At 62.8% G+C, this 14,315-nt stretch carries 17 protein-coding genes; all 17 read right to left on the minus strand.

Annotated elements, in window-relative coordinates; genetic code table 11:
• Window positions 1-97: 97 nt before the first annotated feature.
• The 17 genes from H7K56_RS03385 to H7K56_RS03465 all read right to left on the minus strand — a co-directional run bounded on the left by H7K56_RS03385 (window position 98) and on the right by H7K56_RS03465 (window position 14,101).
• Entirely contained in the window at window positions 98-1,330 is a 1,233-nt protein-coding gene (locus tag H7K56_RS03385; protein ID WP_058759684.1) for a beta-ketoacyl-ACP synthase, read from the minus strand.
• Window positions 1,330-2,061: a 3-ketoacyl-ACP reductase FabG2 gene (locus tag H7K56_RS03390; RefSeq protein WP_058769608.1), complete on the minus strand. Its 732-nt coding sequence runs from the start codon at window positions 2,059-2,061 to the stop codon at window positions 1,330-1,332. The genes H7K56_RS03385 and H7K56_RS03390 overlap by 1 nt, the downstream gene beginning before the upstream one ends.
• Window positions 2,061-2,534: a hotdog family protein gene (locus tag H7K56_RS03395; RefSeq protein WP_058769607.1), complete on the minus strand. Its 474-nt coding sequence runs from the start codon at window positions 2,532-2,534 to the stop codon at window positions 2,061-2,063. The genes H7K56_RS03390 and H7K56_RS03395 overlap by 1 nt, the downstream gene beginning before the upstream one ends.
• Window positions 2,527-3,684, minus strand: a complete 1,158-nt coding sequence (locus H7K56_RS03400; RefSeq protein WP_058759687.1) for a beta-ketoacyl-[acyl-carrier-protein] synthase family protein — start codon at window positions 3,682-3,684, stop codon at window positions 2,527-2,529. Before H7K56_RS03400 ends, H7K56_RS03395 begins: the two co-directional genes overlap by 8 nt.
• Window positions 3,681-4,256 carry a DUF3261 domain-containing protein gene (locus H7K56_RS03405; RefSeq protein WP_058769605.1) on the minus strand — a complete coding sequence of 192 codons (576 nt, stop codon included), beginning with the start codon at window positions 4,254-4,256 and terminating at the stop codon, window positions 3,681-3,683. The genes H7K56_RS03400 and H7K56_RS03405 overlap by 4 nt, the downstream gene beginning before the upstream one ends.
• On the minus strand, window positions 4,253-6,574 hold the full coding sequence (locus H7K56_RS03410; RefSeq protein ID WP_150360968.1) for an MMPL family transporter: 2,322 nt from the start codon (window positions 6,572-6,574) through the stop codon (window positions 4,253-4,255). The genes H7K56_RS03405 and H7K56_RS03410 overlap by 4 nt, the downstream gene beginning before the upstream one ends.
• Window positions 6,540-7,151 (minus strand): outer membrane lipoprotein carrier protein LolA, encoded by a 612-nt coding sequence (locus H7K56_RS03415; protein ID WP_150360969.1) that lies wholly within the window; start codon window positions 7,149-7,151, stop codon window positions 6,540-6,542. Before H7K56_RS03415 ends, H7K56_RS03410 begins: the two co-directional genes overlap by 35 nt.
• Entirely contained in the window at window positions 7,148-7,564 is a 417-nt protein-coding gene (locus H7K56_RS03420; protein ID WP_021508257.1) for an acyl-CoA thioesterase, read from the minus strand. Before H7K56_RS03420 ends, H7K56_RS03415 begins: the two co-directional genes overlap by 4 nt.
• Window positions 7,557-9,251: a glycosyltransferase family 2 protein gene (locus H7K56_RS03425; RefSeq protein ID WP_150360970.1), complete on the minus strand. Its 1,695-nt coding sequence runs from the start codon at window positions 9,249-9,251 to the stop codon at window positions 7,557-7,559. Before H7K56_RS03425 ends, H7K56_RS03420 begins: the two co-directional genes overlap by 8 nt.
• Window positions 9,245-9,592 (minus strand): ApeI family dehydratase, encoded by a 348-nt coding sequence (locus H7K56_RS03430; protein ID WP_058780771.1) that lies wholly within the window; start codon window positions 9,590-9,592, stop codon window positions 9,245-9,247. Before H7K56_RS03430 ends, H7K56_RS03425 begins: the two co-directional genes overlap by 7 nt.
• Entirely contained in the window at window positions 9,579-10,907 is a 1,329-nt protein-coding gene (locus H7K56_RS03435; protein ID WP_150360971.1) for an AMP-binding protein, read from the minus strand. The genes H7K56_RS03430 and H7K56_RS03435 overlap by 14 nt, the downstream gene beginning before the upstream one ends.
• On the minus strand, window positions 10,904-11,464 hold the full coding sequence (locus H7K56_RS03440; protein WP_021508261.1) for a COG4648 family protein: 561 nt from the start codon (window positions 11,462-11,464) through the stop codon (window positions 10,904-10,906). Before H7K56_RS03440 ends, H7K56_RS03435 begins: the two co-directional genes overlap by 4 nt.
• A gap of 8 nt (window positions 11,465-11,472) precedes the next feature.
• Window positions 11,473-11,724 carry an acyl carrier protein gene (locus H7K56_RS03445; protein WP_021508262.1) on the minus strand — a complete coding sequence of 84 codons (252 nt, stop codon included), beginning with the start codon at window positions 11,722-11,724 and terminating at the stop codon, window positions 11,473-11,475.
• Window positions 11,725-11,735: 11 nt separating this feature from the next.
• The gene (locus tag H7K56_RS03450) at window positions 11,736-11,993 is read right to left on the minus strand and encodes a phosphopantetheine-binding protein (protein ID WP_021508263.1); all 258 of its coding nucleotides are present in this window, start codon (window positions 11,991-11,993) and stop codon (window positions 11,736-11,738) included.
• Between the two features lie 3 nt (window positions 11,994-11,996).
• Window positions 11,997-12,797, minus strand: coding sequence for a lysophospholipid acyltransferase family protein (locus H7K56_RS03455; protein WP_021508264.1), 801 nt, complete (start codon window positions 12,795-12,797; stop codon window positions 11,997-11,999).
• Window positions 12,787-13,518 carry a beta-ketoacyl synthase chain length factor gene (locus H7K56_RS03460; protein WP_150360972.1) on the minus strand — a complete coding sequence of 244 codons (732 nt, stop codon included), beginning with the start codon at window positions 13,516-13,518 and terminating at the stop codon, window positions 12,787-12,789. The genes H7K56_RS03455 and H7K56_RS03460 overlap by 11 nt, the downstream gene beginning before the upstream one ends.
• A gap of 193 nt (window positions 13,519-13,711) precedes the next feature.
• A complete protein-coding gene (locus tag H7K56_RS03465) occupies window positions 13,712-14,101 on the minus strand; it encodes a hypothetical protein (protein ID WP_375140407.1) in 390 nt (129 codons plus the stop codon).
• Window positions 14,102-14,315 lie beyond the last annotated feature (214 nt).

Here is a 14,315-nt window from a genome sequence, read left to right on the forward strand (position 1 = left end):
AAATGCAAGCGAAATCCGGCGGTGTATCACCGCCAGAGGCATCATCGGGGAGGAAGATTCCCGCCGGGCGACGGGAATGAGGGGTAAACGGAGAGACTCAGGCGTCGCGCCAGCGTTTAAACACCAGTGAGGTGTTGATACCGCCAAAAGCAAAGTTGTTTGACTGGACGTAATCGGTCTGTAGCTGCCGGGGCGCGCCAGTGATGTAATCCAGCTCACCGCATTCGGCGGCGGGCTGCGTCAGATTCAGCGTGGGCGCAAACCAGCCCTCACGCATCATCTCAATACTCATCCAGGCTTCCAGCGCGCCGCAGGCACCCAGCGTGTGACCGAAATAGCTTTTCAGCGAAGAGATGGGTGTACGATTGCCAAAAATTGCTGCCGTCGCCTGGCTTTCGGCAATATCGCCGCGATCGGTGGCGGTACCGTGTGCGTTAATGTAACCAATCTGCGCTGCCGTCACCCCTGCGCTGTCCAGCGCGCGCTGAATACAAATCTGCATGGTTTCACGCTGCGGCTGAGTGATATGGGCCGCGTCACAGTTAGTGTGAAAACCGACCAGCTCCGCATAGATGGTCGCGCCGCGCGCCTGCGCATGTGCCAGCGATTCCAGAATCAGCGTGCCCGCCCCTTCGCCAATCACCAGACCGTCGCGCTGTTGATCGAACGGTGCCGGCGAGGTGTGCGGCGCGTCGTTACGCTGGCTGGTGGCAAACAGCGTATCGAACACGGCGGCTTCCGAGGGGCACAGCTCCTCTGCCCCGCCCGCGACCATCACGGTCTGATAGCCATGGCGAATGGCTTCCCACGCGTAGCCAATCGCCTGGCTGCCAGAAGTGCAGGCGCTGGACGTGGGGATCACGCGACCGCGAAGACCAAAAAACAGTCCGGCGTTGACTGCCGTGGTGTGCGGCATCATCTGCACGTAGGTGGTGCCGGTGATGTTGTTGGTGTGCTTTTCCGTCAGCATGGTGGCGAATTCGCTCACCGGACCGGTGCTGCCGGTCGAAGACCCATAGGCGATGCCGGTTTCACCACTGGTCAGCACCGGATGGTCAATCAGGCCGGCCTGCTCCAGCGCCAGCTCGGTGGCACGCGTCGCCAGCAGTGAGACGCGGCCCATGGCGCGGATGCGTTTACGCGTGTAGTGCGGCGGCAGCGTGAAGTCATCGATCGGCGCGCCCAGCAGCGTGTGCAGGCCATCATAGACTTGCCACTCCGGCATTTTACGTACCGCATTCTGGCCCTGTTTAATGCGCTGCGCCACCGCGCTCCAGCTCTCACCGAAAGCGGTGACGCCGCCCATACCGGTAACCACTACCCGCTGCATCACAACATCCCTCCGTTGATGGAAATCACCTGACGCGTAACGTAGCCAGCGATATCCGACATCAGATAGCTGGCCAGGCCAGCGACTTCGTCTGCCGCGCCCATACGTTTCATCGGAATGATTTTCAGCGCTTCGTCGATTACCTGTGGCTCAAGATCGGTCATGCCGGTATCGATCAAACCTGGCGCGATACAGTTAACGGTGATTTTGCGTTTCGCCAGTTCAATCGCCAGCGCTTTCGTGGCGCCGATGATACCGGCCTTGGCCGCGCTGTAGTTGACCTGTCCGCGGTTGCCCATCATGCCGGATACCGAAGAGAGGGTAATGATGCGTCCGCCCTGGCGCAGGCCGATCATCGGCATGACGCAGGGATGAATCACGTTGTAAAAGCTGTCGAGGTTGGTGTGGATCACGCTGTCCCATTCATCTTCGGTGAGCGCCGGAAAAGCGCCGTCGCGGGTAATGCCCGCATTGCTGATCACACCATAATAAGCCCCGTGCGCGGCGATATCCTGCTCCAGCGCGTTACGCGTGGCTTCCCGCTGTGCCACGTCAAACTGCAGCGTGCGGCCGCGGCCGCCTGCGGCAACGATCTGCGCCAGCGTCTGCTGCGCACCGGCGGCGTCGCGGTGGTAATGCACCACAATATCAAATCCGTCGACGGCCAGACGTAAAGCCATGGCACGGCCAATACCTTTACTGGCCCCGGTTACTAATACGCTGCGGGTCATCACTCGGTTCCTTGTTGCGCTAATCGGGTTAATTCGTCGTCGTCGGGCTGGTAGGTGTTCAGTCGTCCGCTGGCCAGCAGGCTGGTGCCGCAGCGGATCTCGCCCTCAAAACTGCCCAGCTTGTCATCGCGCATCAGCAGGTGCATCTCAATCTGCAACTCACTGTGTGCCGCGAAGGTGGACGCACTGGCACGATAGCCGCGCCCGCCCAGCAGCATGCCGGGGCGGATATCACTGGCACCGCGCTGGCGGGCATGAAAGCCGGACCAGACGCCCACGGTCTGCGCCATGATCTCGACGCCAAACCACGCCGGCAGCTCGCCCTGCGGCGTGAGAAACGGTGCCAGCACGCCATGCGGGCTCACCGTGACCGCACAGACAACGCTGTCTGGCGTGACGTCAAGCACGCGCTCAAGCAGCAGCAGCGGCGCGCGGTGCGGCAGGTAATCGCCCACCGGCAAAAAATCATTCATGCGAAGATCCTACAATCAGGCAGGTATTGTTCCCGCCAAAGGCAAATGAGTTGGAGGCAATCACCGGGCGCGCCAGCGGCTGTGCCACCGTCAGCAGTCCACAGGGCGGCAGCGTACTATCCTGCGTCGCGTGCGAAAAATCCTGCGGCGGCAGCGACAACTGTTGCTGGATAATCAGGGCCGCCAGCGCGGCTTCGGTGGCGCCTGCTGCGCCTAACGTGTGGCCGGTGAGGTGCTTAGTGGAACTGCATGGCACGGCATCGCCAAACAGGCGGTGAATCACCGCCGCTTCAACCTGATCGTTGAGCGGCGTGGCGGTACCGTGCAGATTGATATAGCCCACCTCGTGCGGCTGCAAACCGGCCTGCTGCAGCGCCATGCGCATGGCGGCTTCCGCGCCCACGCCCTGCGGATGCGGCGCTGACATGTGCCAGGCATCTGACGATTCACCGCAACCCAGCAGCGCCAGCGGCTGCGGCTCGCGCGTCAGCAGCAGCAGCGCCGCCGCTTCGCCAATAGAAATACCGTCGCGTCCGGCGCTGAACGGTGCGCAGTGATGTTCCGACAGCGAATCGAGGCTGGCAAAGCCGTTAATCGGCATGCGGCTGAGCGAGTCCGCACCGCCCACCAGCGCTACGTCGGCCAGACCGGCAGCAATCAGCCGCGCCCCGCTGATGATGGCGCGCGCGCTGGAGGAGCAGGCCGTAGAAATCGTGTACGCCGGGCCATCCAGCTGCAGATAGTGCGCCAGAAAGCGCGACGGATCGCCCAGTTCCTGCATCCGGTAGTCATAACCGGCATGGCCGCCGTCCGTCTGCCGATCGCCCTCATCCACGCCGGAAGTACTGGTGCCCAGCACGATGGCCACACGGGCGCGACCATAGCGCGTAATCGCCTCATCCAGCGCTGGCTGGCACTGCTGCAGCGCCGCCAGCAGCAATCGATTGTTGCGCGTATCATGCGCCGCCAGTTCAGCCGGTACCGGCGGCAGCGCGCCCGGCACTTCACCCAGCCAGCAGCGCTTGCCCTGCGCTAACCAGCCGTCACGCGGCTGCATGCCGGGCGCTGTGCCCTGCTGTAGCTGGGCGGCAATCTGCGCCAGGCTGCTGCCCAGCGCATTGACCATGCCAAAAGCCGACAGGTAAATCATGAGGAGGCGTCCAGATGCTGGATGTGAATCTGATAGCCAAAGGCGCGCTGATCAACGCTAATCGGCTCACGCTGTTCCCCGCGCTGCAGATAATGAATCAGGCTGATCAGCTGGCCGGAGGCATCGCGCAATTCGCGCCGGTCGCCCACATCGCGCAGCGTCCAGCCGGAGGGCAATTGCGGCTGCCACGCGCTGACCGGCCAGTAGCTCAGCATAATATCGGCCAGCACCTGGCTGGCTGGCGGCAGGTCGGGCAGCGCCATCATCTGCTGGGTATGAATCCCCTGTTGATCGTAAGTGACGCGGAATAGCCGGATGCCAAGCGACGACAGCCCGGCCAGCGAGATCTGCTGCGCATCCGCGCTGAGCAGCACCAGCAATGACTGGGTTTTGCCCTTCACGCGGCCGGTCAGCAACTGCTGCTGCTGAAAGCCGGGCGAAATGCCCGGTGCCGGCAGCGTGACGCGCACGCCGGGTTTGAGCCAGGCCGTGGGTCGGCTGGACTCGTCATGGTGAGACGCACACCCGCTCAGCAGCAGGCTGAGCGCCAGCAGTAACGCACCCATTCTCATCGTGATTTCCTTTTTCCGCCCGCCAGCGCCAGCGGCGCCAGTAAAAATGCACAAAAAATTCCGCTGCACAGCACGGTACCAAAACTGCTGATAGCGCTGGTGCTGCTGAATACCAGCATGCCCAGCGTCAGCAGCGTGGTCATCATCGCCAGCGTCACCGCCAGCATCGACGTCAGCGGCGTGCCGCGCGGATTACTGAAAAACAGCGTGTAATTGATGCCAATGCCCAGCACCAGAATCAGCGCCAGCAGCGCAAACAGATTCAGACTGGCACCCAGCCAGCCGAGCGTGGCCAGCGCGGCCGCCAGCGACAGCCATGACGGCAGCGCGCTGCGCAGCCCGGCTTTGAGGCCAAGGCGCAGGGTGTAGCTGACGGTGATCAGCAGCAGCGCCAGCGCCAGCAGGCCGCTTAGCAGCGTGCGCCAGAAGCCAAACAGCTCATCGTAACGGGCCTTGCGATCAACCCAGCTCACACCTGCCTGCGCTGTCGCCAGCTTTTGCAGCGCGGCACTGTTCTGCACGCCGCTCACCGGGACCAGCACGCTGCTGCGTCCGTCAGGCAGCGAAAGCCACAGCAGCCGCCAGCCTTCACTCAGCGGACTCGCCAGCCACGCCTGCACGCTGACCGGCATCGGCTGCAGACTGGCCTGCGCCGGACGAATACCGGCCTGTTGCAGACGCGCCATGATGGTCGGGGCCGCCTGCTGTAACAGCGCGACATCCTGCTGCTGCTGTTCCAGCGTGCTGAGCGGCAGCAGGCGATAGCTCGCCAGCCAGCCCTGCTGCTGCGCGCGCTGCAGTTCGGGCGCCAGCGCATTAAGCCGCTGCAACACCTGCTGCTCGTTATCACCCCAGACGACAAACCAGGTTTGATCGGCCTGTTGCCCGGTGAGCTGCGCCAGCTGGCGATCCTGCGCCAGCAGCTGCGCCGGCGCGCTCTGCAGATGAGCAATATTATCGTCGACGCGCAGCTGTAAGATGCCGCTCAGCGCGTAAAGGGCTACCAGCAGCGGTAACCCGACGCGCAGCCCGCGCTGGCGGCGCCACGCGGCCAGCCAGCGCGCCAGCCACACCATCGCTGGCACCGGTCGCACCGGCAGGCCGCGCACCAGCCACGGATAGAAACAGATCACCGTCAGGCACGAGGCGCTCAGGCCGCTGGCGGCAAATACCGCCAGCTGGCGCAGCCCGGGAAACGGTGCCAGCAACATCAGCAGCCAGGCGATCGCCGTGGTGCCCAGCGCCAGCAGCAGCGTACCGCGCACTTTATGCAGACTCTGCCACGGTGTGGCGTGCTCACCGTGCACCATGCGTTCCGTCAGGTAGTACAGCGTATAATCGGCCGAGATGCCGACAATACTGAGACTCATCACCAGCGTGGTGAGATGCAGCTCACCAAAAAACAGCAGCGTGAACACGGTGCCGGCCATCGCCCCGATGGCTACCGACAGCGCGCTCAGCGCCAGCGGCCGCAGTGAGCGAAACACCAGCCACACCAGCAACAGCAAACCGCCCAGCGTCACGCTGCCCAGCGTGGCAACATCATGCTGCGCGCGCTGGCTGGCATCGTCGCCGAACAGCACCGTGCCGCGCGTCAGCAGCTGCGCCTGCGGCCAGCGCTGTTTCAACTGCTGCTCAAGCTGATGCAGCGCGCTGACCAGCTGATGGCTCTGCGCCATGCTGAAGGCGTTATGTACCAGTTCGCCGTGCAGAAAATACCAGCGGCGCTGCTGCGCATCGCTGACCGTCAGCCAGCCGTTGTGCAGCACCATTTTGCTGGCGTTCTGCTGCAGCGCCAGCTGCGCGCCACGCACCAGCAGCAGCGGGTCACCGGCAAGCTCTTTGCTGCTCACCCCGGCAAACGCCGAAAACAGCTGCGCCAGAATCCAGTCGGCCTGCGCGCCGCCGCCGTGCTGCAGTCGCGCACGCGTCAGCGGATCGATCAGCCCGTTGCGATGCTGATAAGCAAAGCTTCCCCAGCGCTGCAGCTGATCATCATCCAGCGCGCCGCTGACCTCACTGAGCATCGGCAGTGCCCGGAGCTGCGCCTGCCACCACGCGGCGGCGGCGTCACCGTCTGCACCAGGCGCACTCACCAGCCACACCAGCTGGCGGTCGAGCCGCTGCATAAACCCCTGCTGAATCTCTGCCGGCGCCTGGCCAAGATTCTGCTGCGGCAGGAGAGCCAGCACGCTGCTGTTAATGTGGCTGCGCGGCAGTAACCAGGCCAGCGCCAGCATCAGCAGCAGACAGACGGCCAGCCAGGCGCGCGCGGCAAAAATCTCACTGCGCTGCGGCAAAACGGGCTCGCTCTTCATCAGTCAGTTGGCAGGGCTGCGTACGGGTATCGCTCAGAGTGATTTCCGTTTTATCGCCCTGGCGGTCATCCAGCGTAATGCGGTTGAGATACGCCGCGCCCTGCAGATCGATGCGGTTGAAGATCTTATTCAGCGGTGCCGCTTTCGGCGTCAGGCTCAGCTGCCAGCCGTCGCCACCATCATCGCGGAAATCGAGCACAAAATTCTCGCGCAGTACCTGCTCATCCGCCTGGAACAGCGCGCGCAGCAGATGGTTAAACTGGAACATTTGCGGATTGCTGTCTGCGGTGATCACCTGCGGCGGCTGGCCGCTCATGCTTTGCACCATGCGGTGATCATCCAGAATCAGCGTCATCGGGAACGGTGTCGCCTGGTGCCACCACAGCCCCTGCTGCTGAGCAATCAACAGCTGGCCGCGCGACACCAGCGGCTGTGCCATGCCAGCGATGCTGCGCACCTGAACAAAGTTGGCGCGAATCACCGGCTGGCTGGCAAAGCGCTGCTGTAGCTGTTCCAGCGTCACCGCGCTGGCGCTGGCGCTGAGCAGCGTCAGCAGCAGGCAGACCAGACGAATCATGATGACACCCCCAAACGCTGCAGCAGAATATCTGGCGAGACAAAGCACATCTCCTGCGTGCTGGCGCTGACCGCCACCTGCAGCGTGTGCGCTTTGGTGGTCACCTGCCCGGCAGCGTTACGGATGACATAATCGATGCGCAGCCGGTTCTCATATTCGCTGATGCTGGCTTCAACACGAATGGCCTCTTCACAGCGCAGCGGCAGGCGGTATTTAACCCGGGTATCGACCACCGGCCAGACGTAGCCGCTGGCGCTCATCTCTGCATAGCTGTAGTTAATACTGCGCAGCAGCGCTTCACGCGCCACTTCGAAGTAGCGGAAATAGTTGCCGTGCCACACCACGCCCATCGGATCGCAGTCATGAAACGAGACCACCCGTTCAATCTCCGCGCGCCAGCTTGCGTCACGCATCGCGTTGCTCCTCTTCGGGCAGAGCCCAGAAATCGTAAAAGTTAAACCAGTCCAGCGGTGCCAGCAGGGCATGATGCTGCAGGCGCGCAGCGTAGCGATCGACCGCCGCCTGCAGCGCCTGCTGTCGCCCATTGCGCGGCAGCGGTAAAGGATCGGCAAAGGCCTCGCAGTGCACGCGCAGTTTGCCCTGCTGGCGCAGCGCGAACATCAGCAGCACAGGACAGCGCAGCGCCGCCGCCAGCACAAAGGGTCCCTGCGGGAACGGTGCCGGTTGGCCCATAAATTCACTCCACACCACGCGCCGTTCGCCGCCGCGCTGACGCTGCACGGCGGTGCGGTCGCCAACAATGGCCACCCACTCACCGGCATCCAGCTTTTGCTGCAGTAAAATTGCGGTGTCCGGGCCGATATCACTGACCGGCAGCAGATTGACGCCCGCCTGCGGCGCAATGCTCTCCAGCACCGCGCGGAAGCGCTGGGCGTTGTCGGTGAACACCAGCGCGTTGATCACCAGACCGCTGACCTGCTTCGCCATCGCCCGGCAGGCTTCGATATCGCCCAGATGCGAGGCGAGAATCAGCTGGCCTTTGCCTTCAGCGGCGCGAATCACCGTTTCCGCACCGGGCGCGAAGTCGATATCGCGTCCCCATTGCAGGTCACCGCGCCAGCTGGCGACTTTATCCAGCATGCTGTTGCCAAAACGCAGGAAGTGGCGATAGCTGCTGAGCGGCCGCGGCAGCGTAATCTGCTGTTGATGCGCCACGGCCTGTACGCGCGTCAGCCACTGCTGCGACGCCGACCGCGCCGCGCGACCGCTGAGCCAGTACACCGCCACCACTGGCCACAGCAGCAGAATAAACGGCAGGCGGCCGGCACGCTGGTACAGCCACAGCATAAAGCGCAGCCCCCACTGGCCGCGGCGCTCTGGCGTCGCTGCCCAGTGCGCCTGCTGATGCCGGCGGGATAGCAGCTGCGGGATGCGTGGCAGCATGCCAAAGAACAGACGGGTGTGCATCCACGAGATACGCAGGTTGTCGTGCAGCGCGTCAAAGTGTGAGACGCCGCTCGGCGGATAGGTCACGCGCGTGCGGATAAACCGGCTCGGCGTGCCCTGCCAGTAGAGGCGCACCATGATCTCGGTGTCAAAATCCATGCGCTGGCCAATAGCGCGGCGATCGCACAGCTCAAGCGACGCTGCCAGCGGATAGACGCGGAAACCGCACATGCTGTCTTTCAGCGAGAACGACAGCGTTTCCACCCATACCCAGAAATGGGTGATGTAGCGTCCATAGAGCCGGGATTTCGGGATTGAGGCATCGTACTGCGGCTGGCCGGAAATCAGGCAGTGCGGATAGCGTTCGGCCTCTGCCAGCATGCGCGGTGTGTCCTCCACCTGATGCTGTCCGTCGGCGTCCAGCTGCAGCGCATGACTAAAGCCCACGGCTGCGGCGGCGCGCAGTCCGGCAATCACCGCCGCTCCCTTACCCTGGTTGTGCGGCAGCGTCAGCACCCGGAGCTGCGGCGCATCCAGCGCAGCGATGTGCTGTTTGGTCCGGGCATCGCTGCCGTCGTCGACCACGATCACCGGCAGGTTGAACGGGGCCAGCCGCGCCAGCACCGACGCCAGCATGGCACCGTGGTTGTAGCAGGGAATCAGCACGCAGGGCGCAAAAGAGGCACTCAGCACAGGCGAATCTTCCCGCTGCTGGCGACCTCAGCCTGCGCACCGCGCAGCAGCGCGTAGCGAAAACTCAGCAGCGACTTTTCCGGCAGCCACTGCAACTGCAGCTCCAGCTGCGCATCCGGCGGCACCGGCTGCTGGAATTTGATGTTTTCAATTGAGGCAAAGCTCTTACCCGGCGCGAGGCGCGTCAGGCCGTAGTGCAGTACCCAGTCAAGCTGCGCCACTCCTGGCAGAATCGGCAGCGTAGGGAAGTGACCGCGAAACCACAGCAGGTCGGCAGCCGCCAGCAGGCGCAGGGTGAGCGTGTCGTCCTGCTGTTGCGCGTCTAATTCAACCGGTAACATCAAACAGTTCCTCTATCTGCGGCCATGCGCGTTTGCTCTGCGCGGTGACCGGAATTGCCGTCACCACCCGCCAGTAGCGCGGCATGGCAACCGGCTCCAGCCAGGGTTGCAGCGCGCGTTTCCATTGTTGTTTACGCTGGTGCAGCGTGGCGGCGTCTGGCAGCTGCGGCAGCGCCAGCACCACCGCGATGGCATGGCGGCCGTGACGCTGAATCGCCAGCGCGGCGGCATCTTCCACACCAGGCAGCGCCAGCAGGCGACGCTCTACTTCGCTCAGCGACACGCGCTTGTCTTCAATTTTCACCACCCGATCCTGGCGCCCTGCCAGCTGAAACTGGCCCGACGGCTGCTGCACGATACGATCGTCCAGCGCACAGCCCGCGCGGCTCTCCAGCAGATCGGAGAAGACCTGCCAGCGCTGCGGCGCGATCTCGCGCAGCGAAACGTGGGGGAAACACTGCCACAGCGCAGCGTCATCGCTGGCCCGGCGCCACGCGATCACTCCGGTTTCGGTACTGCCATAAATTTCATCCACCGCGCAGTCCAGCGTTTGCTGCGCGCGTTGCGCATCCGCGCCCGGCAGCGCGCCGCCCGCGGAGACAATCAGCGCGCAGGATGGCGGCGACAGCGTGGCGTCCAGCCGGCGCAGAAATGCCGGGCTGCTGATGAAGGCATAGCGGCGATCGGCACGCTGATCGGCCAGCTGCTCGCCATAAAAGATCTGCTGCGCGGCGAACGGCAGGCCGAGCGCCATCGGCAGAATAATGCGAAAACTCAGGCCATACAGATGCTGATGGCTTACCGAGGCAATGACGTGACACGCCTGCAGACGCGTGCCCCACAGATCGGCCAGCCACTGAGCTTCCAGATCCATGGCGCGCAGTGATTTGACCACGCGACGCGGCGTTCCGGTTGAGCCGGAGGTGAACAGCACCAGACTCGCCTGCGCCGCCATCTCTGGCAGCGCGCCCTGCGCCAGCGCGCCGTCCCAGCGTAGCTGTGGCAGTGTGACCGCCAGCGGCATATCGCTGATCACGCCATCAAGACTGTCGTGCATCTCTTCCAGCTGCGCTGCGCGGCAGTGGCCAGGGATGACCGGCGTTTTACCGGCGTACCAGCTCGCCAGCAGCGCCACAGTAAAGTGGTAACTGTTGTCAAAGCACAGCGCCCAGCGTGCGCCAGGCTGCGCCTGTAGCTGATGGGTTAAGCCCAGCACCTGCTGCCGCATCTGCGCCAGCGTATGCAGCTGTTGCCCCTGCCAGGCGACGAGACGATCGGCGCCGTGCAGCCAGTCGCGAATCGCCACGGCCTTCATGCGTGTTTCCTCATGCGCTGACGCAGCAGCCATTCGCCGCCCATCAGCGCGCCCATCAGCACATAGCTGATGCACCCGTTCCAGAGTGTCCATAGCCGGATATGACTCAGCAGGCAGGTAGTCAGGGCCACGCTGCCGTTGAAAATAAAAAACCCGCACCACACCTGCGTCACGCGTCGGGTATAACGAACGGCACGCGGCGGCAGCTGAGGTTCACGCAGGCGCGCCAGGCGCTCTACCAGCGGCATCGGGCTGAACAGCGACGCGGCGAACAGCAGAAGCAACAGGCCATTCACCACCACCGGATACCACAGCAGCAGATGCTGCGCCCGCAACACGATACTGGCGAGAGACAGCAGGCAGCCGATCAGCGCCAGCAGCAGCAGCGTGCGGTTCAGCGCGCCCTGCGCCTGACGCAGGCTCCAGATGCGCGCCGCAAACACCAGCGCCAGCAGCACCAGCACGCCGCGCCACTGCGGGTGAGTCAGCGCCAGCCATACCAGCAATGGCCAGGCGATCAGCGCCAGCGCGTTCAGCAGCTGCAACAGCCTGTGCATGGCGTTTATCAGGCCTGGTCGCGCATCAGCTGGTCGACGGCGTCAACCACGTCCTGTACGGTGCGCACCGCGCGGAAGGCTTCTGGCTTGATCTTACGCCCGGTGCGTTTTTGCAGATGCACCACCATGTCAACCGCATCAATACTGTCGAGTTCGAGATCTTCATACAGGCGAGCGTCCGGGCGAATCTCGTCCGGATCAATTTCGAACAGCGTAGTCAGCAGCGTCGCCACTTCCTGGTAAATATCTTGTTTATTCATGTCGACGGTTCTCAGGCTTGCTGTTGTTCAACAAAAGCGGCCAGCGTGGCCACGGAAAAAAAGTGCGCCCGCAGCGTTTCGCTCTCGGCGGAGAGCTGCACGCCGAAGCGGTTTTTCACCGCCAGTCCCAGCTCCAGCGCATCGATCGAGTCGAGCCCCAGCCCTTCGCCAAACAGCGGTGCGTCGCTATCGATATCATCCGGACTGATATCTTCCAGATTCAGCGTGTCGATAATCATGGTTTTGATGTCGTCAATCAGTGCTTGCATAACTTACTTTGTCTCTTCAGGCACCAGCGCCTGTTGCAAATAACGCGTCAAACGGCGCGCGGCCAGCGGCTGCGCATCCTCATCCGCTTCGTGAAAGGCGTGGCTGGCAATACGCGATTGTACGCGTACCGTAAAAACCGGTTTAACCAGCGGAATCTGATACCAGCGGCTTTGCTTGTCGAGCATACGCTGGGTACAGGTGATATGAATCACGCGCAGATCGCATCCGGCGCGCACCGCAATATTTGCCGCACCGCGCTGCAGTTGCAGCGGCTGGCCGTAGCGGGTGCGCGTCCCTTCGGGGAAAATCAGAATGGTATCGCCGCGTGCCAGCCGCTGCTGGCTATCCGGCAGTAGCGTCTCCGCCTCGCTGTTAATCAGGTAATCGGCTGATTTAATAACGCCGCGGAAGAAAATGTTGTGCTGCAGGTCGGCCTTCACCAGGCAATCCATCTCGGGTAACAGCGAGGCGATCATCACGTAATCGATCAGCGACGGATGGTTAGCGACAATCAGGCAGCCGCGATCCTGACGCAGCGCTTCTGCGCCCAGCATCTGATAGTCATACACGCCGACAAAACGGCAGAAGCGCAGAAAGCAGCGAAAGCTCCATGCAATGCTGCGGCGCGCGATCTGCCGCCGGCGCAGACCGTCACGCTGAATCAGCAGCAGCAGGTTGAACCAGATCAGCGACAGCAACAGACCGCCAATGCTGAACAGGCTAAAGCAAAGCGCGGTCATCACCAGCCGCCAGTAATAGTTGCCACCGCGCCGCTGGCGCATCGGCATAGCGTTATCCGCCATGAGCACGCTCCCAGCGCCACTGATGACGCTCGCCGGCCAGGGTGAAATCCGCCGTCTCGCTCAGCATTGCATGCAGAAACTGCAGGCTCTGCGGCAGCGCATCGGGCTGAGCGCGGGCGGCGGTCGCCGTACAGCGCCACGCTTCGCCGGCGCGCAGCAGCAGCGCAACCGCGTAGGGTGCATTAAAAGTAGCGATCTCCGGCAGCCACGGGCGGTAGTAGTCGGGCACCAGCCCGTCAAAATCCACCAGCAGCACCTGCTGGTAACCGGCCTGATGCAGCGTGGTAACCTCAAGCAGGCCCTGCTGGAAGCTGTCGATACCGGCAGAAATTGACGATGACACCAATGGCTGACGTGCGGCGATGGTCAGGCTGCCGACCGCCGAGTTGTGCACCGACATCGCGAAGTCGGTGGGGGATAGCGGCTGGCCGTCCGCGAGCGTACGCAGAATACGCAGATTGCGTTCCAGTTCGCCATGGCGGCTGGTAAACACCACGGCGTCAACCGACTGTCGGGCCAGCAGCGCAAGGCCGCACTCAACGGCGGCGCGACTGCCGGGGCTGAGACGACGGGCAGTCATCATCGGTAAAAACTGAGGTTTGACGATAGCCAGGCAGGCATCCAGTACCCGCGCGTGTTGCGCCCAGCGCTGCCAGTCGTCGGCGCTGCTGTGGCCCGGCGCGATGGCATGCCAGTCAACAAGGGAGTAAGCGAGTTTCATACCTGCATTCTTTCTTCAGCCTCAGGGATGGTCAGATTTTCGCTGCACGGCATCCCTTCCCTGCTCTCTATTCCAGTCATCCGCCTCACGCGGATGTCGCCGAGTTCTCAGGCGGACATCGGGTCCGCCTGTTTCTATTTCGGCAGCGTGCCGGCTAACTTTACGATTAACTGTTAGCGGCGCGCGTGATGACTTATTTTACCGCCTGCACCGCCAGACGGGTCTGGATGCCCTGGTTCAGGTTCTGAATCCAGCGGTTGTAGTTACGGTGAATCTGGCCACTGCCTGCTTTCAGATTGGTGCTGCTGACGTAATCAATGCGGTAGCTGTTAACAGTGTAGGTGATACGGATGTTCGCCGTGTGGCCGCGTTCTGCCAGCAGACCATTCATCACGCCCGGACCCGCCGGTGAGATCACCCAGTGATTGGCCGCGCCAGCTTCCACGATAGCGCGCTGCATCTGCTGATCGCTGTAGCTCTGTGCGACCGTCTGGCTGACGTTCTGGATCGGTGCCGTGCGCGATGCACAGCCGGTGATTAATACCGTTGCAACCAGCAGTGCCAGCGTGGCTTTTTTATTCATCATTTCCTTTTCTTCCCCTGTCATGGCAAGCCGCGCAACCACGCGGCCGTGCAGGCAACAACCCCTGCATAGTTCCGTTCAGACTGTGTAAAGCGCCGCGGATAATACCACTAATTGTAAAGACAAGTAAAAAAAAGCATGAACCACTTAAGTTCGGGCTGGTGCTGTTGTGAAAGCGGGGTGAACGGGCTTAAGACGTCATTTATAACCGCAG

Origin of the sequence: Pantoea dispersa (genome assembly GCF_014155765.1) — a bacterium.
GTDB lineage: Bacteria > Pseudomonadota > Gammaproteobacteria > Enterobacterales > Enterobacteriaceae > Pantoea > Pantoea dispersa.

Coding starts and splice junctions, on each gene's coding strand:
- H7K56_RS03430 (WP_058780771.1), bottom strand. CDS start 9,592: ATGTTACCGGTTGAATTAGACGCGCAACAGCAGGACGACACGCTCACC.
- H7K56_RS03420 (WP_021508257.1), bottom strand. CDS start 7,564: ATGCGTGACGCAAGCTGGCGCGCGGAGATTGAACGGGTGGTCTCGTTT.
- H7K56_RS03445 (WP_021508262.1), bottom strand. CDS start 11,724: ATGAATAAACAAGATATTTACCAGGAAGTGGCGACGCTGCTGACTACG.
- H7K56_RS03435 (WP_150360971.1), bottom strand. CDS start 10,907: ATGAAGGCCGTGGCGATTCGCGACTGGCTGCACGGCGCCGATCGTCTC.
- H7K56_RS03385 (WP_058759684.1), bottom strand. CDS start 1,330: ATGCAGCGGGTAGTGGTTACCGGTATGGGCGGCGTCACCGCTTTCGGT.
- H7K56_RS03395 (WP_058769607.1), bottom strand. CDS start 2,534: ATGAATGATTTTTTGCCGGTGGGCGATTACCTGCCGCACCGCGCGCCG.
- H7K56_RS03405 (WP_058769605.1), bottom strand. CDS start 4,256: ATGAGAATGGGTGCGTTACTGCTGGCGCTCAGCCTGCTGCTGAGCGGG.
- H7K56_RS03440 (WP_021508261.1), bottom strand. CDS start 11,464: ATGCACAGGCTGTTGCAGCTGCTGAACGCGCTGGCGCTGATCGCCTGG.
- H7K56_RS03460 (WP_150360972.1), bottom strand. CDS start 13,518: ATGAAACTCGCTTACTCCCTTGTTGACTGGCATGCCATCGCGCCGGGC.
- H7K56_RS03415 (WP_150360969.1), bottom strand. CDS start 7,151: ATGATTCGTCTGGTCTGCCTGCTGCTGACGCTGCTCAGCGCCAGCGCC.
- H7K56_RS03390 (WP_058769608.1), bottom strand. CDS start 2,061: ATGACCCGCAGCGTATTAGTAACCGGGGCCAGTAAAGGTATTGGCCGT.
- H7K56_RS03465 (WP_375140407.1), bottom strand. CDS start 14,101: ATGAATAAAAAAGCCACGCTGGCACTGCTGGTTGCAACGGTATTAATC.
- H7K56_RS03455 (WP_021508264.1), bottom strand. CDS start 12,797: ATGGCGGATAACGCTATGCCGATGCGCCAGCGGCGCGGTGGCAACTAT.
- H7K56_RS03400 (WP_058759687.1), bottom strand. CDS start 3,684: ATGATTTACCTGTCGGCTTTTGGCATGGTCAATGCGCTGGGCAGCAGC.
- H7K56_RS03450 (WP_021508263.1), bottom strand. CDS start 11,993: ATGCAAGCACTGATTGACGACATCAAAACCATGATTATCGACACGCTG.
- H7K56_RS03410 (WP_150360968.1), bottom strand. CDS start 6,574: ATGAAGAGCGAGCCCGTTTTGCCGCAGCGCAGTGAGATTTTTGCCGCG.